Source organism: Streptomyces roseicoloratus (genome assembly GCF_004117935.1).
GTDB lineage: Bacteria > Actinomycetota > Actinomycetes > Streptomycetales > Streptomycetaceae > Streptomyces > Streptomyces roseicoloratus.
In genome coordinates this window covers 1-20,173 of the sequence record NZ_SDOY01000074.1, presented here as the reverse complement: position 1 = coordinate 20,173, position 20,173 = coordinate 1, and the positions used below count along the sequence as shown (strand labels likewise).

At 71.1% G+C, this 20,173-nt stretch carries 19 protein-coding genes and 1 pseudogene; 9 read left to right on the top strand and 11 right to left on the bottom strand.

The genetic code is table 11. The features are described from left to right. Positions 1-85: 85 nt before the first annotated feature. Complete coding sequence (locus ESG85_RS06820; RefSeq protein WP_181018979.1) at positions 86-1,393, bottom strand: APC family permease; 1,308 nt, start codon at positions 1,391-1,393, stop codon at positions 86-88. A gap of 486 nt (positions 1,394-1,879) precedes the next feature. Between ESG85_RS06820 and ESG85_RS06815 the strand changes: the two genes are divergently transcribed. After that, positions 1,880-2,887, top strand: coding sequence for a 4-hydroxy-3-methylbut-2-enyl diphosphate reductase (locus tag ESG85_RS06815; RefSeq protein ID WP_128977127.1), 1,008 nt, complete (start codon positions 1,880-1,882; stop codon positions 2,885-2,887). A gap of 42 nt (positions 2,888-2,929) precedes the next feature. Next, positions 2,930-3,694, top strand: a complete 765-nt coding sequence (gene ppgK, locus ESG85_RS06810; RefSeq protein WP_128977126.1) for a polyphosphate--glucose phosphotransferase — start codon at positions 2,930-2,932, stop codon at positions 3,692-3,694. A gap of 147 nt (positions 3,695-3,841) precedes the next feature. Here ppgK and ESG85_RS06805 read toward each other — a convergent pair whose 3' ends face one another. Then, positions 3,842-4,462 (bottom strand): DUF6542 domain-containing protein, encoded by a 621-nt coding sequence (locus ESG85_RS06805; RefSeq protein WP_128977125.1) that lies wholly within the window; start codon positions 4,460-4,462, stop codon positions 3,842-3,844. A gap of 174 nt (positions 4,463-4,636) precedes the next feature. Here ESG85_RS06805 and ychF point away from each other — a divergent pair, with 174 nt between their 5' ends. Continuing rightward, positions 4,637-5,725, top strand: coding sequence for a redox-regulated ATPase YchF (ychF, locus tag ESG85_RS06800; RefSeq protein ID WP_128977124.1), 1,089 nt, complete (start codon positions 4,637-4,639; stop codon positions 5,723-5,725). A 133-nt stretch (positions 5,726-5,858) separates the two neighbouring features. Here ychF and ESG85_RS06795 read toward each other — a convergent pair whose 3' ends face one another. The 4 genes from ESG85_RS06795 to ESG85_RS06780 all read right to left on the bottom strand — a co-directional run bounded on the left by ESG85_RS06795 (position 5,859) and on the right by ESG85_RS06780 (position 7,335). After that, entirely contained in the window at positions 5,859-6,122 is a 264-nt protein-coding gene (locus tag ESG85_RS06795) for a type II toxin-antitoxin system RelE family toxin (RefSeq protein ID WP_093677539.1), read from the bottom strand. Then, positions 6,115-6,384 carry a type II toxin-antitoxin system Phd/YefM family antitoxin gene (locus ESG85_RS06790; protein WP_128977123.1) on the bottom strand — a complete coding sequence of 90 codons (270 nt, stop codon included), beginning with the start codon at positions 6,382-6,384 and terminating at the stop codon, positions 6,115-6,117. Before ESG85_RS06790 ends, ESG85_RS06795 begins: the two co-directional genes overlap by 8 nt. 307 nt (positions 6,385-6,691) lie before the next feature. Next, positions 6,692-7,084: a DNA-binding protein gene (locus tag ESG85_RS06785; RefSeq protein WP_128977122.1), complete on the bottom strand. Its 393-nt coding sequence runs from the start codon at positions 7,082-7,084 to the stop codon at positions 6,692-6,694. Continuing rightward, positions 7,084-7,335 carry a hypothetical protein gene (locus tag ESG85_RS06780; RefSeq protein WP_128977121.1) on the bottom strand — a complete coding sequence of 84 codons (252 nt, stop codon included), beginning with the start codon at positions 7,333-7,335 and terminating at the stop codon, positions 7,084-7,086. The genes ESG85_RS06785 and ESG85_RS06780 overlap by 1 nt, the downstream gene beginning before the upstream one ends. A gap of 246 nt (positions 7,336-7,581) precedes the next feature. Between ESG85_RS06780 and ESG85_RS35760 the strand changes: the two genes are divergently transcribed. Together ESG85_RS35760 and ESG85_RS06770 are read left to right on the top strand one after the other, a co-directional pair. Then, a complete protein-coding gene (locus ESG85_RS35760) occupies positions 7,582-8,250 on the top strand; it encodes an excalibur calcium-binding domain-containing protein (protein ID WP_246094851.1) in 669 nt (222 codons plus the stop codon). A 553-nt stretch (positions 8,251-8,803) separates the two neighbouring features. Then, positions 8,804-9,760 (top strand): annotated as a pseudogene (locus ESG85_RS06770) (DEAD/DEAH box helicase); the annotation flags it as partial. 220 nt (positions 9,761-9,980) lie between these two features. On the opposite strand, the gene ESG85_RS06765 reads toward ESG85_RS06770, so the two are convergent. Beyond that, positions 9,981-10,772 (bottom strand): N-acyl homoserine lactonase family protein, encoded by a 792-nt coding sequence (locus ESG85_RS06765; RefSeq protein WP_164986182.1) that lies wholly within the window; start codon positions 10,770-10,772, stop codon positions 9,981-9,983. 89 nt (positions 10,773-10,861) lie between these two features. After that, positions 10,862-11,476 (bottom strand): antibiotic biosynthesis monooxygenase, encoded by a 615-nt coding sequence (locus tag ESG85_RS06760; protein ID WP_128977120.1) that lies wholly within the window; start codon positions 11,474-11,476, stop codon positions 10,862-10,864. A gap of 576 nt (positions 11,477-12,052) precedes the next feature. Between ESG85_RS06760 and ESG85_RS06755 the strand changes: the two genes are divergently transcribed. After that, positions 12,053-12,385 carry a hypothetical protein gene (locus ESG85_RS06755; protein ID WP_128977119.1) on the top strand — a complete coding sequence of 111 codons (333 nt, stop codon included), beginning with the start codon at positions 12,053-12,055 and terminating at the stop codon, positions 12,383-12,385. 16 nt (positions 12,386-12,401) lie between these two features. Beyond that, on the top strand, positions 12,402-12,884 hold the full coding sequence (locus ESG85_RS06750; RefSeq protein ID WP_128977118.1) for a cupin domain-containing protein: 483 nt from the start codon (positions 12,402-12,404) through the stop codon (positions 12,882-12,884). 95 nt (positions 12,885-12,979) lie between these two features. On the opposite strand, the gene ESG85_RS06745 is transcribed toward ESG85_RS06750, so the two are convergent. Beyond that, positions 12,980-14,272 carry a threonine synthase gene (locus ESG85_RS06745; protein WP_425471173.1) on the bottom strand — a complete coding sequence of 431 codons (1,293 nt, stop codon included), beginning with the start codon at positions 14,270-14,272 and terminating at the stop codon, positions 12,980-12,982. Positions 14,273-14,543: 271 nt separating this feature from the next. Here ESG85_RS06745 and ESG85_RS06735 point away from each other — a divergent pair, with 271 nt between their 5' ends. Further along, on the top strand, positions 14,544-16,124 hold the full coding sequence (locus ESG85_RS06735) for a S8 family peptidase (RefSeq protein ID WP_128977117.1): 1,581 nt from the start codon (positions 14,544-14,546) through the stop codon (positions 16,122-16,124). 595 nt (positions 16,125-16,719) lie between these two features. Here ESG85_RS06735 and ESG85_RS35750 read toward each other — a convergent pair. Together ESG85_RS35750 and ESG85_RS06725 are read right to left on the bottom strand one after the other, a co-directional pair. After that, the gene (locus tag ESG85_RS35750) at positions 16,720-17,205 is read right to left on the bottom strand and encodes a hypothetical protein (RefSeq protein WP_246094850.1); all 486 of its coding nucleotides are present in this window, start codon (positions 17,203-17,205) and stop codon (positions 16,720-16,722) included. Continuing rightward, positions 17,199-18,509: a serpin family protein gene (locus ESG85_RS06725; RefSeq protein ID WP_128977116.1), complete on the bottom strand. Its 1,311-nt coding sequence runs from the start codon at positions 18,507-18,509 to the stop codon at positions 17,199-17,201. The genes ESG85_RS35750 and ESG85_RS06725 overlap by 7 nt, the downstream gene beginning before the upstream one ends. Before the next feature lie 573 nt (positions 18,510-19,082). On the opposite strand from ESG85_RS06725, the gene ESG85_RS06720 reads away from it, so the two are divergent. Beyond that, positions 19,083-20,120: a DUF4190 domain-containing protein gene (locus ESG85_RS06720; protein WP_128977115.1), complete on the top strand. Its 1,038-nt coding sequence runs from the start codon at positions 19,083-19,085 to the stop codon at positions 20,118-20,120. Positions 20,121-20,173 lie beyond the last annotated feature (53 nt).

Below are 20,173 nucleotides of genomic sequence, written 5' to 3'. Positions count from 1 at the left end.
CGGCCGGGAAAGCCGACGACGGCGCCTCGGCCCCCGCACCACCCACGGGGTTCACGGCCCCCGGGGGCGAAGCCCCCGGAAATGATCAGCGCACCGACCGAACCCCCTGCATCGCCAGCACCACCAACCCCACCCCCAACCACACCACCGCCACCACCTGCGCCGACACCGCCGCCTCCACGATCACCGCCACCAGGATCGCCGCCCCCACCACCGGCACCACCACATGCGCCAGCCACCGCGGCGGACCCGCCATCCGGCGTACCGCGAACCAGCTCACCACGCTCGCGTGCAGCAGCACGAACGCCGTCAGGGCGCCGATGTCGACGACCGAGACGAGATGGTCGAGGCCGTCGTCCCGCCGGGCCGCCCACACCGCAGCGATCATCGTGACCGTCGCCGACACCAACAGCGCGACCCGCGGCACACCGGAGTCGGTGCGGGCCAGCGCGTGCGGCAGCCGCCGTTCGCGGCCCATGGCGAACAGCAGCCGTGCGCCGGCGGCCTGCCCGGCGAGCGCGGCGAACGCCGCGCCGATCGCCTTCGACACCGCCACCAGGTCGTGCAGCCAGCCGCCGACGGACGCGTCCACGGCGTCGTAGAACGCCGAGCCCTGGGTGGAGGGCTCGGCCGCGAGCTGCGCCGACGAGACGGGTTCGAGCAGTGCCACCAGCCAGGTCTGTGCGACGAACAGCACGCCGGCGAGCGCCAGGCAGAGGAGCACGGCCCGCGCGACCTTCTCCGAGCCGCCGGTCACCTCCTCGGCGAACGAGGCGATGGCGTCGAAGCCGAGGTACGACAGGACGGCCACCGACACCGCCCCGACGACGGCCGCCGCGGAGAACCCGGCGTCGCCGGTCAGCGGCGACCACCAGTCGCGGGAGGCCCCGTTCCGTACGAGCACGACGACGGCCGACACGACGAAGACGAGCAGGACCACGACCTCCATCGCGAGCACCGCGAAGCCGACGCGGGCGGCGGCCCGTACGCCCCAGAGGTTCAGCAGGGTCGTGACGACGACCGCGATGCCGGTCCACACCCAGCGGTGCACCTCGGGCACCAGGGCCTCCATGGCGATGCCGGCGAAGAGGTACGCGACGGACGGGATGAGGAGGTAGTCGAGCATGGCCATCCACCCGGCGACGAAGCCCGGACCCTCGCCGAGCGCCGTACGGGCGTACGTGAAGACCGAGCCGGCCCGCGGGGCGACCCGCACCATCTGCGCGTAGCTGAAGGCGGTGAAGCCCATGGCGACGGTGGCCACCACGTACACGAGTGCGACGGCCCCGTGCGACTTGGCGTCGAGGGTGCCGAAGACGCCGACGGGGGCCATCGGGGCGATGAAGAGCAGCCCGTAGACCACGAGGTCCCGGAACCCCAGGGTCCGCCGCAGACCTTCATGATCGGCCCCGCCGGACGCCCCGGGAGCCCCGGACGCCCCGGATCCTCCGGGCCCGCCAAGTCCTTTGGGCCCGCCGGGTCCCCCGGGCACCCCGGGCCCTCCTGACCCTCCAGGCTCCCCGGTCCCTCCGACCGCCCCGGTCTCCCCGGGCACTCCGGCCGCCCCAGTCTCCCCGGGCACTCCGGGCACTCCGGGCACCCCGGTCCCGCCGGTCCCTCCGACCGCCCCGGTCCCGCCGGTCCCTCCGACCGCCCCGGTCCCGCCGGTCCCTCCGACCGCCCCGGTCCCGCCGGTCCCTCCGACCGCTCCGGACCCCTTGGCGTCGCCGCCCGCCGCGAACCCCCCGCCCGCCCCGCCCGCCCCCCGTTCGTCCCGGCCTCCCGGCCCCGCCGCCCGCCTCTCCTCAGCCATGGCGTCAGTCTCGGCCACGCCGCCGCCCGAACCGCTGACCAAAACGCCGACCGGCACGGCCTTACGATGGGGACCATGACTGCGACGCCCGCCACCAACCGCCCGAAGCGTGTCCTGCTCGCCGCTCCCCGCGGCTACTGCGCGGGCGTGGACCGTGCCGTGATCGCCGTGGAGAAGGCCCTCGAGCAGTACGGCGCCCCGATCTACGTCCGGCACGAGATCGTCCACAACAAGTACGTCGTGCAGACCCTGGAGCGGAAGGGCGCGATCTTCGTCGACCAGGCGACCGAGGTGCCGCCGGGCAACATCGTGATGTTCTCCGCCCACGGCGTCGCGCCGACCGTCCACGAGGAGGCCCGCGTGGGCCGCCTCAAGACCATCGACGCCACCTGCCCGCTGGTCACCAAGGTCCACAAGGAGGCCGTGCGGTTCGCCAACGAGGACTTCGACATCCTCCTCATCGGCCACGAGGGCCACGAGGAGGTCATCGGCACCTCCGGCGAGGCCCCCGACCACATCCAGCTGGTCGACGGCCCCGCCGACGTCGCCAAGGTCGAGGTCCGCGACCCGTCCAAGGTCGTCTGGCTCTCCCAGACCACGCTCTCCGTCGACGAGACCATGGAGACGGTGGACGCGCTGAAGGAGAAGTTCCCGCAGCTGATCTCCCCGCCGTCCGACGACATCTGCTACGCGACGCAGAACCGCCAGACCGCCATCAAGGAGCTCGCCACGCAGGCCGAGCTCGTCATCGTGGTCGGCTCCAAGAACTCCTCGAACTCCCAGCGCATGGTCGACGTCGCCAAGCAGGCCGGCGCCCCGGCCGCGTACCTGGTCGACTTCGCCAGCGAGATCGACGAGGCCTGGCTGGAGGGCGTCGACAGCGTCGGCCTCTCCTCCGGCGCCTCCGTCCCGGACGTCCTCGTCCAGGAGGTCCTGGAGTGGCTGTCCCAGCGCGGCTACGTCGACGTCGAACTGGTCAAGACGGCCGACGAGTCGCTCACCTTCTCGCTCCCGAAGGAGCTCCGCGACCAGGACCTGCGGGCCAAGGCGGCGGCCCTCCTCGAAAACGAGTGAAGCGACGGGTCGCGGAGGGCTCCGGCCCGTAACGTGGGGTCCATGAACGTCTTCGGAGTGGACATCGGCGGATCGGGCATCAAAGGAGCCCCCGTGGACCTGGAGCGCGGCGACCTGGCGGAGCCGCGCCACAAGGTGCTCACCCCGCAGCCCGCGACACCCGACGGTGTCGCGGGCTGTGTCGTGGAGGTCGTCCGTCACTTCGGCTGGACCGGGCCGGTCGGCGTCACCTTCCCCGGCGTGGTGACCGGCTCCACGATCCGCACGGCGGCGAACGTCGACAAGGGCTGGATCGGCGTCGACGCGGGCCGGATGCTGAGCGAACGCCTCGGCGGACTGCCGGTGACGGTCCTGAACGACGCCGACGCGGCCGGTGTCGCCGAGATGACCTTCGGGGCGGGGCGGGGCCGCAAGGGCACCGTAATCCTGCTGACGCTCGGCACCGGCATCGGCTCCGCCGTCTTCGTCGACGGAAAGCTGCTGCCCAACACCGAGCTGGGCCACCTGGAGCTCAAGGGCCACGACGCGGAGAAGCGGGCGTCGTCGAAGGCGCGCGAGGACGAGGACCTGAGCTGGGAGCACTGGGCGACCAAGCGGGTTCAGAAGTACCTGGCGCACGTGGAGATGCTGTTCTCGCCGGAGCTGTTCATCATCGGCGGCGGGGTCAGCCGCAAGGCGGACAGGTTCCTGCCGCTGATCAAGGGGATCAGGGCGGAGATCGTGCCGGCGGAGCTGCAGAACAACGCGGGGATCGTGGGGGCGGCGATGGCGGCGACGGCGGAGAAGGCGGGGGCTCCGAGGCGCTGAGCCCCACTGTCCGGGGCCTTGCCCCGGCCCCTTCCGCACTGTCGTCGGCTGCCCCTGACGGGCGAGAGAGGCGGGAGAGGGGAAGGGCGAGAAGGGCCGGGGCAAGGCCCCGGGGCCGGGCTCTGGGCCGGGCCCGGGCTCGGGTGGTCAGCCGCGCTCGGGGGCCGGGCGGCGGACCGGGCGTACGGGCTTTCCGGCGCCGAGGGGGGTGCGTTGGCGGCGGCCCATGTCGCGCACCTTGCGGACGCTGGAGATGAGGCCGGCGACGAGGGTGCCGCCGTACAGCCAGCCGGCGTGGACGGCGAGGGCGGTGACGAGGGCCATGGCCTGGCCGCCGATGCCGCCGGTGCCGCCGGAGATGGGGACGACGCCGACGGCGAAGGCGATGGGCACGGAGATGGGCGCCGTGACCAGGTCGGCGGTCCGGACCCAGAGGGCGGTGAGGGCGCTGACGGGCAGGAACAGGATCCCGAAGACGACGGGGGAGCCGTCGAACAGGAGCCAGTCGAGGAAGCCGATCACGAGCATGACGGCGGAGGCGAAGAGGCCGGCGCCGAGGCCGGTGAGGCGGGGATGGGGGAGTCGGCGCAGGGCGGCGACCACGGGGGGCGCGGCGCGCTCGACGCGGGGCCGGCCGGGCCGGGGCCGGGCGGCGACGCGGTAGACCGCGGCGCCCTCGACCAGCGCGCCGGGCGGCGTCAGAGGTCCCTGAGGCCGGCCCGCGGCGGGGCGGCGGGGCTGCGGCTTGCGTGTCCTGTGCTGCTCCACACCACCAACGTAGGTCGGAAGGGCACGGTAACCCCTCGCGGGACACGCCCTTTGGGTGACCTTGGCGCGAAGAGGGCCGTTCCGGCCGGGTCAGGGCGTAGGGCCGTACCACGTACGGTGGCCCGTAAACTGGGGGATCGCCCCACCTCCACTCCTCCTAGGGAAGTCGCCACCGTGTCGCTCACGATCGGAATCGTCGGCCTGCCGAACGTCGGCAAGTCGACCCTGTTCAACGCCCTGACCAAGAACGACGTGCTGGCGGCCAACTACCCGTTCGCCACGATCGAGCCGAACGTCGGTGTCGTCGGTGTCCCCGACGCGCGTCTGACGAAGCTCGCGGAGATCTTCGGCTCGCAGCGCATCCTTCCGGCGACGGTCGACTTCGTCGACATCGCCGGCATCGTGCGCGGCGCGAGCGAGGGCGAGGGCCTGGGCAACAAGTTCCTCGCGAACATCCGCGAGTCGGACGCGATCTGCCAGGTCATCCGTGCGTTCAAGGACGAGAACGTCGTGCACGTGGACGGCAAGGTCTCGCCGAAGGACGACATCGAGACGATCAACACCGAGCTGATCCTCGCCGACCTGCAGACCATCGAGAAGGTCCTTCCGCGTCTGGCGAAGGAGGCGCGGATCAAGAAGGACGTGGCGCCGAAGGTCGCGGCGGTCGAGGCGGCGAAGGAGATCCTGGAGCGCGGTGACACCCTGTTCTCCCAGGGCATCGTCCAGGGCTCGGAGAAGGCGGAGCTCCTGCACGACCTCCACCTGCTGACCACGAAGCCGTTCCTCTACGTCTTCAACGTGGACGAGGACGAGCTGACGGACGACGCGTTCAAGGACGAGCAGCGCGCCCTGGTCGCCCCGGCGGAGGCGATCTTCCTGAACGCCAAGCTGGAGGCGGACCTGGCGGAGCTCGACGAGGAGGACGCGATGGAGCTCCTCGAGTCCGTCGGCGCGGAGGAGCCCGGCCTGGCCACCCTGGCCCGCGTCGGCTTCGACACCCTGGGCCTCCAGACCTACCTGACGGCCGGCCCGAAGGAAGCCCGCGCCTGGACCATCAAGAAGGGCGCGACGGCCCCCGAGGCCGCCGGTGTGATCCACACCGACTTCCAGAAGGGCTTCATCAAGGCCGAGGTCATCTCCTTCGCCGACCTGGTGGCCACCGGCTCGGTGGCCGAGGCCCGCGCGGCGGGCAAGGCCCGCATGGAGGGCAAGGAGTACGTCATGCAGGACGGCGACGTGGTGGAGTTCCGCTTCAACGTGTAGTCATTTCGTTACTATGTGCTAGGTGATTCGTCAAGCGCGCAGGTCAGAAGGGGTCGGCTCCTCCCGGGGTCGGCCCCTTCCCCGTCACCGTGCTGGATGGGTGCTGGATATTCTGACGCCGGATCAGCCAGCGTCAGGTGTCGTAAACGGTGGAGCGATGCCCGACGTGCACGACCCACACCACGAGCTCCCCGTTGTCGATCGTGTAGACGACGCGGTAGTCGCCGACTCGCAGTCGACGGCGTTCCGGCTGCGACACGAGCGCGGTGGTGTTGAAGCCGAGGGGGTCGCTCTCCAACTCGGTCAGTTTGGCCAGGATGCGCAGCGCCATGTCGCGTGGGATCTTCCGAAGCTCGGCCTGCGCCTCTGGCCGGAAGACGGTTCGGTACTCACTCACCGCGCGCCAGCGTCTCCCTCATGATGTCCTCGATCGGGATGCCGCGAGCCGGGTTGGCCATGCGCTCGTCGATGATCCGGTTGATCTCGCGCTCTTCCCACTCCTGGTACTTGCGCAGCACCTCGATGGAGACGACGGCGGCGACTTCCTTGCCTCGGCGCGTGATCACTGTGGGTACGTCGTCGCGATCCGCGCGCTCCACGACCTCAGCCAGGTGTGCGCGCACGTCGCGGATGGACTCTATGGGCAGTGGCTGTGTCATGCGCTCAAGCGTACAGAGTGTGCCATGTGTACACAACCTTTCGGGCCGCATGGTGCTGGATGGGCTGGATGAAGTCGCACCGTGCTGGATTGGTGCTGGATAACCACTTCCGGAACCGTGTTTGCGCAGGTCGGAGCACTGCGCTGAACGTTCCGCTTCAACGTGTGACGTTTCGTCAAGTTCTGTGCCTGACCCCCGTTTGTGCCTGACCCGCTCGTTGGTGGGTCAGGCACAGAACTTTTGTCCGCAGGGAGTCCTCGCCCCCGTGATGAGGGGTAGCGGCAGGTCTGGGCGGCGTGAGGCCGCCTCAGACCTTGACGACCTCGACGGAAGGGCCGCACAGGAGTGTCAGATCCTCGGGGTCGGACGTGAGCACCGTGACCGGCCGGGGTGCGTTGCGGGCGATGACGGCGAAGGCGGCATCGATGGCGTACTTGTGGCCGTGGAGGTGATGGGCGCGCAGAAGCGCGGCGGCCTGGTCGGTGATCTCCTTGGTGACGTCGTGAACGTCGACGCGGGAGAGGACCCACTTGACGCGGGCCGGGTGGATGCGCTCGTAGTCGGCCTCAAGCGTGGTCATGGCGCTGGTGGCGACGCGGATGCCCTCTTCCGAGGCCGCTTGGACCAGGGCCACGACGGTACGGTCCTTGAGGTAGAGCTTCGAGAGCCCTTCGCTGTCGAGCAGGAGGGTGCCGGGCATCAGGTGGCGGCCCCGCCGGCCTGCCGGTGGTCGTGGCGCAGCAGCGCCCGGGCGGCCTCGACCTCCTCGCGGGTGAGGGCTTCGTTGTCGGTCTCGAAGTCGGCGACGATCTCCCGCAGCTTGTCCATGGCGACCCTCTGTTCGAGGGCCTCGGCGACGTAGGCGGAAAAACCGCCAGGGCCGACGTGGGCGCGTACGGCCTCGGCGAGGTCCTCGGGCAGACTGATCGAGTACTTCCTGCTACCGCTCATGGTGCCGATCCTACCCATGGTGGTAAGTCTTCGTGAGATGAACGGCCCCATGGACAGGCTGGTCGCAGGGGAGTCGGCGGGGAGATGCGATCAACGTTCCACGGTGGGGCTGGTCCGTGGCGAAGTCCAACCCGCCGGTGAGAAGCCATCCCCTTCAGGGTCGGAGGAGTCGCCGGGGTTCGCAGGCGCCGCCGAGTCGGGCGGCGCACACTGAAGTGAGTGCGGTCCGCTCCGCGAGGTGATCCGATGCGCCGCGTCCTCTCTGCCGGCTGCGCCTCTCTCCTGGCCCTGGCACTCGCAGGGGTGAGTGGCTGTGGCTCCTCCGGTGAGGAGGAGAAGGTGGAAACGGGTCCGACAGTCACGAGGACCCGGACGGTCACAGTGGAGCCCACGCCCACTCCCACGCCGCCTTCCACCCCGCCGAGACCGACCGCAACTCCCACCGCTGACGCGGCCTCCACTGTCGAGGCGTACTTCGCTGCCATCAATGCTCGCGACTACCGACGAGCGTGGGACCTCGGGGGCAAGAATCTTGGCGGCTCTTACGAGTCCTTCCGGGCAGGCTTTGCCGACACCGTCCAGGACACCGTCCGCATCGTCGATGTCCAGGATGGCGCGGTCACGGTCACGCTCGACGCCCTGCGGACGGATGGGACCGTGCGTTCCTTCGAGGGCACGTACGAGGTAAGGAACGGGGTGATTGTCGAGGCCGACGTACGGCCAGTAGTGAGCCCGACGCCGGAAAGCGCAGCACCGACAGTGCCGGAGGACACCAACCGCTCCTATCCTCCGGGTCCTCCTGCGGGCGTTCCCGACGTCGACTGCTCAGTCCTTCCTGGTCCCGTGTGGGTCGGCCCCTCCGACCCCCACCGCCTCGACCGCGACGGTGACGGCATCGGCTGCGAACTCGACTGAAGCCCGGACGCTGGGTGGCGTCCGGCGCAGTGGTATCTCACGACCCAGTGCCTCGAGCTACGGACGCGACCAGCTGTCGGCGAAGGCGCACTGGAGGTCGGTCCAGCGGTGCTTTCTCGGCCTCGGGACATCAGCGTCATGGCCACGTTGGTGTGGCCGGAGCGTGCAGACCGTCTTCACGGACTCGCCGTGCTGATCAGCAGGCTGGTGTGGGGGTGCCCGGAGGCCGAGCGCAAGGGGGCGCCCGAGCCGGAGGAGGGCGCAGCCGAGGCCTGCTGCCCGCCCACGCCCGACTCCCGCGCCCGACTCCCTCGCCCCGCGTGTGCTCGCGTACTCGTCGGAGTGGCTCTGGCAAGATTTTCGTAGCCGGAGATCATCTCTGATCAAGGCTTGAAACCTGACTCCGCTGAGTCACAGTGACCACCAGCAATACAGACCCATGCGACTCGCCTGAGCACGCGAGGCCAGGCTGGCCAGGGCTTCCAGAACACCGGCCGCGGTCTCGGTATCGACCTGGCTCTGCCGCAGTTCGTCCGTCCTGGACCATGGCTCGGCGAACCGGTCTCAGGCGGTCGCCCTGTGGACGGAGCGTTGCGAGCGCACCCTCTTCATGACCGGAACCCCGATGGAGAACCGCGTCGTGGAGTTCCGCAACCTGGTGCAGATGCTCGATCGAGGGGTCGCGGACTCCCTCGGCGAGCGGGATGCGCTGGCAGGATCCGTCGCCTTCCGCAAGGCCGTCGCCCCCGTCTACCTTCGGCGCAACCAGGAAGACGTACTGACGGAACTGCCCAGTCTCCAGCAGACCGACGAATGGGAGGAGCTGAGCGCGGCGGACGAGGACGCCTACCGTGAAGCCGTCCGCGCCGGCAACTTCATGGCGATGCGCAGGGCCGCGTACATGCGCCCGGAGAAGTCGGCCAAGCTGAACCGGCTCCGCGAGATCGTCCGGGAGGCCGGCGAGAGCGGGCAGAAGACGGTGATCTTCTCCAACTTCAAGGACGTGCTGAGCGTGGTGAAGGAAGCGCTCGTGGTGGGACCCACGGACGGCACGAAGCCGTTCGGTCCGCTCACCGGCGGCGTTCCGGCAGGGCGACGGCAGCAGATCGTCGACGACTTCGCCGACGCCTCGGGGCCGGCGGTGCTCCTCGCACAGATCCAGGCCGCCGGTGTCGGGCTCAACATGCAGGCTGCTTCGGTCGTCATCATCTGCGAACCGCAGATCAAGCCCACCATCGAGCATCAGGCAGTGGCCCGGGCCCACCGCATGGGCCAGGTCAGGCCGGTTCGTGTGCACCGCCTCCTCGCCACCGGGGGAGTGGACGAACGCATGGTGAAGATGCTGGAGGACAAGACCCGCCTCTTCGATGCCTACGCCCGCCGCAGCGCCGTGGCCGAAGCCACCCCGGACGCGGTCGACGTCTCGGACATGGAGCTTGCTCGCCGGATCGTCGAGGAGGAGCAGGCCCGCCTGGGCATGACGGACGGGGTGCCCACGGCGCCCGAGTGAGGAGTGCTCGGGTCCGGTCTCCCTCATGACGTCCTCTACGGGACGCCGGGTGCCGGTCGGCCACGGAGCGAAGCCGCCCAGGGCCGGGCCGCCGTCGACGGCGGGAGGGCGGGGTGGACGGTGTGGGCCGGGTGGGCCGGATGGGCCGGATCGGCTGTGTGGGCCGGGTGGGTGGGGTGGACGGTGTGGGCCGGGTGGACGGTGTGGGCGGGGGCGGGGGTCAGGTCCAGAAGGTGCCGTTGTGGGGGAGGGCGGCGAAGTGGGTGGGGTCGTGGGAGAGGTACGTTCGGATGCCTGCGCGGATCAGTGCGCGGAGTCGGCCGTAGGTCAGCAGTTTCTCCTGGACGTTCCAGTCGCTGACCATCGGCACGTTTCCGTCCAGGCCTTCTTGCAGGTGGGCGGCGTCGCCCATGAAGGCGATGCGTTCCTGGTGCGTGAGGTCGAGGATGACGCCCTGGTGGCCGGGCGTATGGCCGGGCGTGCGGATCACCTTCACGGTGCCGTCCAGGAACAGGTCGGCGTCGCCGGTGAGTTCGAGGAAGTCGTACGACCGCGTGTCCCGGTAGTCGTTGAACGCGTAGCCCCGTGCCGTCCAGCGGTCCGGCCACCAGGCGTGGCGCAGTTCGTCGTGCTGGACCACGTGCACGGCGTCCGGGAAGTAGCTCATTCCGCCGGCGTGGTCGAGGTGGAGGTGTGAGTAGATCACGTACCTCACGTCGGACAGGCGGTATCCGAGGCGGTCCAGCTGGGCGTCGATCGCGTGCTCCCGGGTGAACCCCTGCGCGCCGTACTCCTCCCGGAGACCCGCGCCCCAGTAGTCGTCCGCTGTCCCGGGGTCGGCCACGCGATGGTTGATGCCCGTGTCGAACAGGATCACCCCGTGCCCCGGGTGCTCGATCACCGCCACGGTCGACGGCACGGTGATCATGCCGCTCGCCCCGTACAGGAGGCCTTCCTTCGGCATGGTGAAGGGCCCCGCGTCCACGGCTGTCACCCGCAGTCCCACCACCACCAGGGCACTCCTTTCCTTCCCTTTCCTCTTCCTTCCCTTTCCTTTCGCTGCGTGCCGCGGGTGGTCGTCCCGACGCACTTTCCGCGCGGTCAGCCGTGGGGGACCGCCGTGGCCATGACGACGGCGAACTCCTCCAGGCTCCTCGTCGTCGCGCGGGCCTTCGTCTCCGACTCGCCGCGGATCGCCGCGATCGTGCCGCGCGAGGACGCCAGGGCATCGGCGTCCCTGTAGAGGGCGCCGACGGCCGCCCTGCCGTGGGCGCGGTCGACGAGGAGCGAGATGCCGGCCAGGTCCGGGACCTTCTCCGCCTTGGGGAGGGACGTGTCGCGGAACGTGTCCACCAGGAGGTCCACGTCCGTCGGGTCGACGTCCATGCGGACCAGGCGGAAGCACGCCTCCGGGCCAAGGCCCTCCGCGCGGCGGGCGACCGGGGCCTCCCAGTTGTCGATCGTCATCGTCTGCGCGAACGGCGCCATCATCTCGGACCGGCGGCTGCTCAGCGCCTCGTCGCTGGCCTGGCGCGAGGCCTCGTCCTCCCACCACGAGCCCACCAAGAGCTTGCCGAGCTCGCGGTCCGCGAACACGCCCATCCCCCGGAAGCCCGGTTGCGGCGACAGCATCTCGAAGCCCTTGGTCCGGACCGTCTCGGCGAAGCCGTCGACCTTGGCCGGATCACCTGTCATGTAGAGGCTGCGAACGTACATGGCGCCTTTCCTGCCTTCCGGTGGTCCCGCCCGTCCGGGCCCCTGCCGCTCCCTTCATGCGATGGCCCCGGCGCAGGCGCGGCAACGCGGCAGGGCCATTCGGGTGACCTGTGGCTGTGGCTGTGGCTGTGGCTGTGACCGTGATCATGCCCCGTTGCCCGTTGCCCGTTGCCCGTTGCCCGTTGCCCGTTGCCCGTTGCCCGTTGCCCACGGCCCACGGCCCACGGCCCATAGCCCGTGACCCGTGCCCCGTGGATCCGTGCCCCCGTGAGCCGTCACCCGTCACCCGTGACCGGTGGCCAGGGCCCCTCCACCACGGCCGGAGCTTCCGGCTCCGCCGTGCTTCGGCGGCCTCCGTTTCCTCCGTTTCCTCCGCTTCCTCCGCTTCCTCCGTTCCCTCTGCTTCCGCAGGAAGGCGTCGTCATAGACCCGGCCTGCGGACCGCCCGGCCCCCGACGAGGCCGCCGTCGACACCGGTTACCGGACTCTGGAACTCCGCAACGGTGTCGACGAGTTCTGATTTCGGCCAGGACGGACCGAACCGCCGGCCGGACGGCCGGCGTCCTTCCTCGTGTGATGAAGGACGGAATCGGCTTCCTGGCCGTGCTCGGCGGGTTCGGTGTCGCGCTCGTTGTGTGGGGCATCGGCGCGACTCCCGCCCTGACCGGCGGGTTCGAGGGTGAGGGACGGGACTTCAGCGTGGTCTGGCTGGAGCTGCCGGTGATGCTGCTCGGCACCCCGGCCCTCGCCCTCGGAGTCTGGGCGCTGTTCCGCCGCCGGTCCCCGGCCGTCCTCGCCCTCGCCGTCCTCGCGACCCTGCTCACAGCGGGGTGGGCGGGTGCGGAGTGGCTGGAGACGCGGGTGCCGGAGTTCCGGTACGAACAGGGTGCGGCCGGACCGGTCGCCTGACGAACGGAGCCCACCCATGTCGTACCCCGAGCCCCGCTACCACGGCGAGACCGGCGAGATCACGGCCGCCTTCCGGCCCGCCGGTACGCCCCCGGAGTTCGTGTCCCCGGGCGGGACGCGGACCCACTACCTCGCCACCACCGCGTCCACCGGCGGGGAGTTCGGCCTCTACCGGATCGACATGCAGGCCAGGGCCGGCGGGCCGTCGACCCACTTCCACCGCACCATCTCCGAGACCTTCTTCATCCTCGACGGGACGGTCCGGCTGTACGACGGTGAGCGCTGGGTCGACGCCGAGAAGGGCGACTTCCTCTACGTGCCGACCGGCGGCCTGCACGCCTTCCGCAACGACTCCCACGAACCCGCCTCCATGCTGCTGCTGTTCGCGCCGGGCGCGCCCCGCGAGGAGTACTTCGAGAAGGTGTCGACGGTCGCCGGGATGACGGACGAGGAACGCACGGAGTTCTTCGTCAAGCACGACACCTACTGGACGGACTGACCGCCACCGCCTCCGGCTGATCCGCCGTCGGCTTCGGACGATCTGCCACCGCCTCCGGCCGATCCGCCACCGCCTCCGCCCCCCCCGCCGAGCCGTCACCCCTCCCCGGACTCCGTCGCCAGGCCCGTCTTCGCTCCCGCGCCGCACAGCGGGACGACCGTCGTTCCCGGGCGCTCCGGTGCCGCTCGTACGGCCGCCCAGCAGGCGACTCCCGTCGGCTCCACGTACAGGCCCCGCCGCGCCAGGTCGAGCTGGGCGGCGCGGATCTGGTCCTCCGTCACGGTGCGGAACGTTCCGCCGGAGGCCCGTACCGCGTGCAGGATCTGTGCCGCGCGGGGCGGCGCGGGGATCGCGATGCCCTCGGCGAGGGTGCGGCGGACCTCCGCGGGACCCGGCAGCTCCTCCGCGCCCGCGTGGAAGGCCGCCGCCAGCGGGGCGACCGCCTCGGCCTGGACGGCGACGAGGACGGGGCGGCGGTCGACGAGCCCGTGGCCGTACAGCTCCTCGACGGCGAGGGCCACGCCGAGCAGCAGTGTCCCGTTGCCGACCGGCAGGACCAGGGTGTCGGGGAGCCGGCCGCCGAGCTCCTCCCACAGTTCGTACGCGTAGGTCTTCGTGCCGTGCAGGAAGTGCGGGTTGTACACGTGCGAGGCGTAGAAGACGCCCGGCTCGTCGGCCGCCGCGCGCGCCGCCCGCGCGGTGGCCTCGCGGTCGCCGGGGACGAGGACCGTACGGGCGCCGTGGGCGCGGATCTGCTCCAGCTTCTTCGGGGAGGTCCCCTCCGGTACGTACACGGAGCAGTCGAGTCCGGCCCGTGCGCAGTACGCGGCGACGGCGGTGCCCGCGTTGCCGCTGCTGTCGGCGATCACGGTGCGCGGCCCGAGCCGGCGGGCCAGCTCGGCGAGCATCACGGCGCCCCGGTCCTTGAACGACAACGTGGGCATGAGGAAGTCGAGTTTGGCCGAAACGGTGTCGGTGAGCGGGACCAGTGGCGTACGGCCCTCGCCGAGGGACAGCGGCGGCGGGCCGGACCGGTCGGCCCGGCGGGTGGTACCGCCTGACGCCTCGGTCGTCTCCTCCGCCGACGGCAATGCTTCCGCGGGCGGCAATGCTTCCGCCGGCGGTTGTGCCTTCGCGGGCGGTTGTGCCTCCGCCGATGGCGCCGCCTCCGTCGACGGCTGTGCCTCCGCCAGCGGCAAGGCCTCCGCGTAACGCCACAAGGAATTCACACGTGGCGGAAGTGACGCGAGTGACCGGAGTGAGACCGGGGCCGCGGCGAACGCCAGGTCCCAGGGGCCGCGGCAGCGGGGACAACACCAGGTGAGGGCCGTGTCGGGTGCCGTCGTACGGCACCGGGGGCACACGTAGTCGGTCATGATCCCCAGCATGACAGTCCTGTGGCGGTCGCGTTACGGGGCGCCCGGCGCTCTTGTGGGATTCCTATGGATCCGTCAACCTTTCGCTCGGTGGCCGGACATGACGGCGGCGGGGATTCCCTGTCGCATTGTCATGTCCCTGCCGAGCGAGGTCGTGCTCGACGTACATCGCTCAACGTTCCTCGCGCTCAACGTTCCTCGCGCTCGACGACCACCGCGCTCGACGACCACCGTGCTCGACAACCCCCACAGCAACGCACCACCTATGAGGAGGACCCCTCACATGTCCGTGATGCGTGATTCGCGGCGCCGACTCGCCGCTGCCGGCGCCATAGCCGTAGCGGCCCTGGCGCTCGGCTCCCTCTCCGCCCTCCCGGCCAACGCCGCCGGGACCGCCGCCGAAGGCGTCATCCTGAACGCCGGCGCCGAAGGGACCGTCGCCAACAGCTACATCGTCACCCTGCGCGAGTCCGCCGCCCAGGCGGAGACCGCGCAGGGCCGGGCGATCGCGACCAAGTTCGGAGCCAAGATCAAGCGGACGTACACCGCCGCGCTCAACGGTTACTCCATCGAGCTGTCCGAGGCCCAGGCCAAGAAGCTCGCCGCCGACCCGGCCGTCGCGTCCGTCAGCCAGAACCGCGTCTTCCACGTGGACGGCACGCAGCCCTCGCCCCCGTCCTGGGGCCTCGACCGGCTCGACCAGAAGGCCCTCCCGCTCAACCAGAGCTACACCTACCCGGACAGCGCGGGCCAGGGCGTCACGGCGTACATCATCGACACCGGCGTCCGCATCAGCCACAGCGACTTCGGCGGCCGGGCCTTCAACGGCTACGACGCCATCGACAACGACAACACCGCCCAGGACGGCCACGGCCACGGCACCCACGTCGCCGGCACCGTCGCGGGCAGCAAGTACGGCGTCGCCAAAAAGGCGAAGATCGTCGGCGTCCGCGTCCTCGACAACAGCGGCTCGGGCACCACCGAGCAGGTCGTCGCCGGCATCGACTGGGTCACGCAGAACGCCGTGAAGCCGGCCGTCGCCAACATGAGCCTCGGCGGAGGCGCCGACTCGGTCCTCGACGAGGCCGTGCGCCGGTCCATCGCCTCCGGCGTCACCTACGGCGTCGCCGCCGGCAACGAGAGCTCCAACGCCTCCGGCTACTCGCCCGCCCGCGTCAGCGAGGCCATCACGGTCGGCGCCACCACGTCCAGCGACGCCCGCGCCAGCTACTCGAACTATGGCAGCGTCCTCGACATCTTCGCGCCGGGCTCCTCCATCACCTCGGCCTGGAACAGCAGCGACACGGCCACCAACACCATCTCCGGCACGTCGATGGCCACCCCGCACGTCGTCGGCGCGGCCGCCCTCTACCTGGGCGCCAACCCGACCGCGACCCCGGCGGCCGTCGCCACCGCGCTCGTCAACGCCGCCACCCCGAACGTGGTCGGAAACCCCGGCTCCGGCTCGCCGAACCGGCTGCTGTACGTCGGTGACGGCGGCACCACCCCGCCGCCCACCGGCGACCGCTTCGAGAACACCACGGACTACGCGATCAGGGACAACGCGACCGTCGAGTCCCCGATCACCGTCAGCGGAGTCTCCGGCAACGCCCCGTCCGCCCTCCAGGTGCCGGTGAACATCGTCCACACCTACATCGGCGACCTCCGGATCCAGCTGATCGCGCCCGACGGCACCGTGTACACGCTGAAGTCCTTCGGTTCGGGCGGCAGCGCGGACAACATCAACACCACCTACACCGTCGACGCCTCCTCGGAGGTCGCGAACGGCACGTGGAAGCTGCGGGTCACGGACAACTACTCCTGGGACACCGGCAGGATCGACTCCTGGGCGCTGCAGTTCTGACGCCCGCGGGGAGCGGTCCCCGTACGCGCGTGACGCCTGCGTGACGGCGCGTACGTGAGGGAGCCGAGGAACGCGTGAGGGGCGGTCGCCGATCGGGCGGCCGCCCTTCTGGTTTGTCGCCTGGTTTGTCGCCTGGTTTGTCGCCGATCGGGCGGCCGCCCCTCTGGCTTGGGCGCAGCGGGCGTCCCGCCGAGAGGCAGCAGCGTTTGTCGGTCACCGCCGAGAACGGTCCGTTGGCGACAGGAAGCGTGTTGCTGACTTCTGGTAGCGCGCCGGTGCTTGCTTGCTTCCTTCCGTCTCGCGTGCCTATTGCCCGGGGCAGGTGCTTACGGCGTGGGCCAGGTGCCGAGTGCCCGGGCCAACCGGTCGCTGTGCTCGCGGGTGATGCCTTGGGCGAGCCGGACTCCGCACCGCGGGCTGTGGGGCTCGTCGCAGTGCAGGATGCCGGGAAAGTGCTGGGTGGTACCTGAGAGCGGGGAGGGCGAGGGCAGGGCCCATTCCGCCGGCTCCCACAAGGGGTGGTCGCGGAGGAGGGCATCTGCCACCTCAGGCGCCTGGTCCTCGGCGACGCCCACCCGGAGGAGCGCGTCGCCGATCAGCGCGGCCGCGGCAGTGGGCAGGTCGCTGTCTCCGAGTGCCGGAAGCAGAAGCAGCAGGCGGGCTGCGGTGCGTGGACGCCGGGCGCCTTGACGTCGGGAGTGCCGGCGATGTGCGTGAGCTCGCGCCAGGACAGTCCAGGGCCGGCCTGGTGCCCGTCGACGGTGGCCAGGTGTCCGTGCCGGTCCCACTCGGGGTGGGAGACGAAGTACTCCGTGCCCAGGTCGTCGGCGAAGTTGCGGCCCACGATGAGCGCGCTGTGGTCGTCGGCGAACGGGATGCGGAAGACCGGCCAGCGCTCCTCATCGGTCAGCGCCTCGTACGCGGCGTCCGTGTCGGCCTCGTCAGCGCCGAACCACAGCGGGTCCGGTTCGTTCTCCTCGGTCTGGCACATCCACAGCAGGTAGGCGGCCCAGAACCCCGGCAGAGCCAGCAGATCCTCCGCCGCAACGAGAGGGGCGTCCTCGTATCCATCGATCAGCACGCGCCCAGGGTGTCACCTGGCTCTGACAGGCTCTGCGCCATCCAGCGCCCGGTGCGCAGTCGCAGTTCCTCGTCCTCGTCTCGGTCCTCGTCCCAGTCCTCGTCCCAGTCCTCGTCCCGGCGGGCGAAGGGGACCGGCTCCTGTACCCAGCCGGCCGTGAGGACCAGGCGCGAGGTGCGGTGCACGGTCAGGAAGCCGAACGGCCTGTCGACGGTGAGATCGATCCCCCGGACCACGTACGGCAGCCGGACCTCGGCCGCGCCGCCCGCGACGGCGAAGGCCGTCACGGCGGCCGACTCGAAGCCCTTCGCCCCGAACCGCGCCATCGCCGCCTGCCGGGCGCCCCGCACGCACAGCGGGGGACGCTCGGCGACGCCCGGGAAGTGGCCGCGGGTCGCGTCCCGCGCCGTGGTGAGGCCGAACAGCCCGTGCAGGGCGAGGAGGTCGTGGTCCGCCTCGAGCGAGAACGGCGAGGTCGTCACGGTGAGGTACGGGTCCCGCGAAGTGCTGCGGACGTTGCGGACCGTCAGGCCCGGGCCGGGCTCGCCCGTCGGCAGCAGCGTGCCCGGCACGGCGCGGAAGGTGCCCGCCAGGACGTCCAGGCCGGCCTTCAGGACCGCGCCGCTGCCGGCCTCCTCCGGGCCGAGCAGCAGATGGACGTCGACGCCCGTGTCGCCGAGCACCTGCAGGACCGTCAACGGGCCCGCGCCCGTCTCCGCCACGCCCACCCGGTCGAGCAGCGTGGTCGTGCGGCTCAGCGCCTCCAGCCGGCGCCCGGCGGCCCATGGACCCAGCTCGGGCCGCATCACGTCCTCGTCGAACGGGCGCAGCCAGCCCGTCCGTACCGCCTGCGCGGACGCCAGGACCAGCTCCGTGTCCTTGTCGACCGAGAGGGGCATGCGCGGTATCAGGCCACCGGTGTGCTTGTCCGCCCAGGCGTCGAGGAGCCGCTCGTCGTCCTCGTCGTCCTCGCCCAGCCGTTCCAGCGTCGCCTCGGGCAGGCCGGCGGTCCAGTCCTCGCGCAGCGCCACGCTCGGCCGGGTCCACAGGCCGATCGCCGAGCCGACCCCGCGCATCCGCCCGAGCCCGGCGAGCAGCTCGCGGGCCGCCTCCGCCGCCGGTCCGGCCGGCAGGCCGAGGGCCTCTTCCAGCTCGCCGCGGGCGGGACCGTCGGCGGCGTCCGCCAGGAAGGCGAGAAGCGGCCAGACGCCCGTCGCCGACAGGACGGTGTCCGTGCCGCCCGGCAGGGCCCCGGCCCAGCGGGCCGTGAGCCGGTTGACCGCTCGCACCGTCGTGCCCCGCATGTCGCCCCCACTTCCCGACCGCGTACGATGCGCGCGGCCGTTCGAATGCTTGAATCCGGAACCGGAAATCCGCTGGTCCGCATGCGCCCGTCCACGGCTGAATGTCTCCAGCACAGTGGACGGCCTGCGACCCGACGGTCTGCAACCCGACGGTCTGCAACCCGACGGTCTGCGACCGGAAGGCCCACGGCCGGCCGGCCGTGCGCCGGTCACCACAGCCGATCGCTGGGGGGGCCGGTCACCGCAGCCGATCGCTGGGGGCCGGTTCCGTGGCCGGTCGTCCGTGGCCGGTCGTCCGTGGCCGGTCCCCGGACCGTGAACGCCGAACCAGATCCCCGCCCCAACAGGAGCACCGTACTCGTGGACCCCGTCCAGCCGCCTCAGGATTCTCCGAGCCCGGAGCAGCCCCCGCCGCCGCCCCGGCAGGGTCAGCCCCTGCCTGGTCAGGGGCAGCCCGTGCCCGGCCCGTACGCGGCCGGCGCGGGACCGTACGCGGTCGGCCCCGGGCCGTACACCTCTCCGCCGCCCGGTCCGTACGGGCCCTACGGGCCGGGTGGTCCTGGTGTTCCGGGCATGTCCGGGGCCGGTCCCTACGGGATGCCGCAGCAGACCACGAACGGTCTCGCCGTCGCCTCGCTCGTCTCCGGCATCGTCTGCTGCCTGCCGCCGCTCGGGCTCGTCCTCGGCCTGATCGCGCTGCCGCAGGCACGGAAGAAGCAGCAGAAGGGCGCGGGCATGGCCATCGCCGGCATCGTGCTCTCCGCCCTCTCCTCCCTGCTGCTGGTGATCGGTCTCGTGACCGGCGGGATCGGCGACGTCTGGCGGGAGTTCGAGAAGGGCATGGACGAGGCCGCATCGGCCCAGTCGCCGTTCTCGCTGCGCACGGGCGACTGCTTCCGCGTCAAGGGCAAGCTGGAGAGCTACACCACCGACGTCGACACCGTGCCCTGCGACACCCCGCACGAGGGTGAGGTCACGGGCGGCTTCAAGCTCACCGGCTTCACCCGGTGGCCGGGCGAGTCCGCGATCGACCGGGTGGCCGAGGAGCGCTGCGACCGGACGAACAGCGCCTACGCCATGGACACCTGGGCGGTGCCGGAGGACGCGCTCGTCTACTACTACATGCCCACCAAGGAGAGTTGGCGCGTCGGCGACCGCACGGTGACCTGCGCCTTCGCGACGGAGAAGGAGCCCTTCACCGTCTCGCTGCGCAGTGACCAGTCCACCCTCGACGCGCACCAGGTGCACTACCTGCGGAACGTGAACCCGATCGACGACGCCCTCTTCGCGGAGCCCGAGGAGGACGTGGACACCGATCTCGCGGTCAACACGGCGTGGGCCGCCCGGGTCCACAAGGCCGTCACCTCGGCGAGCAGCGCCCTGCGCGGGCACGCGTGGCCCGACGCGTCGGCCAAGCCGGTGTCGGAGCTGACACGGAAGCTGGACGCCGCGGCCGTCAAGTGGAAGAAGCTCGCCACGGCCGAGGACGCGGAGGCCTTCTGGGACGTCTACGAAGAGGCGTACGACGCGCTGTCGACGGACTTCGAGCGCGAGTCGCGCGCCTCGCTCAAACTGACGGAGACCCTCGAGGGGGACGGCGCGAGGGTCTGAGGTTGTGCGGGCCCCGGGTTGTGCACGCCCGGGGCCGGGCGCCCGGGGCCGGG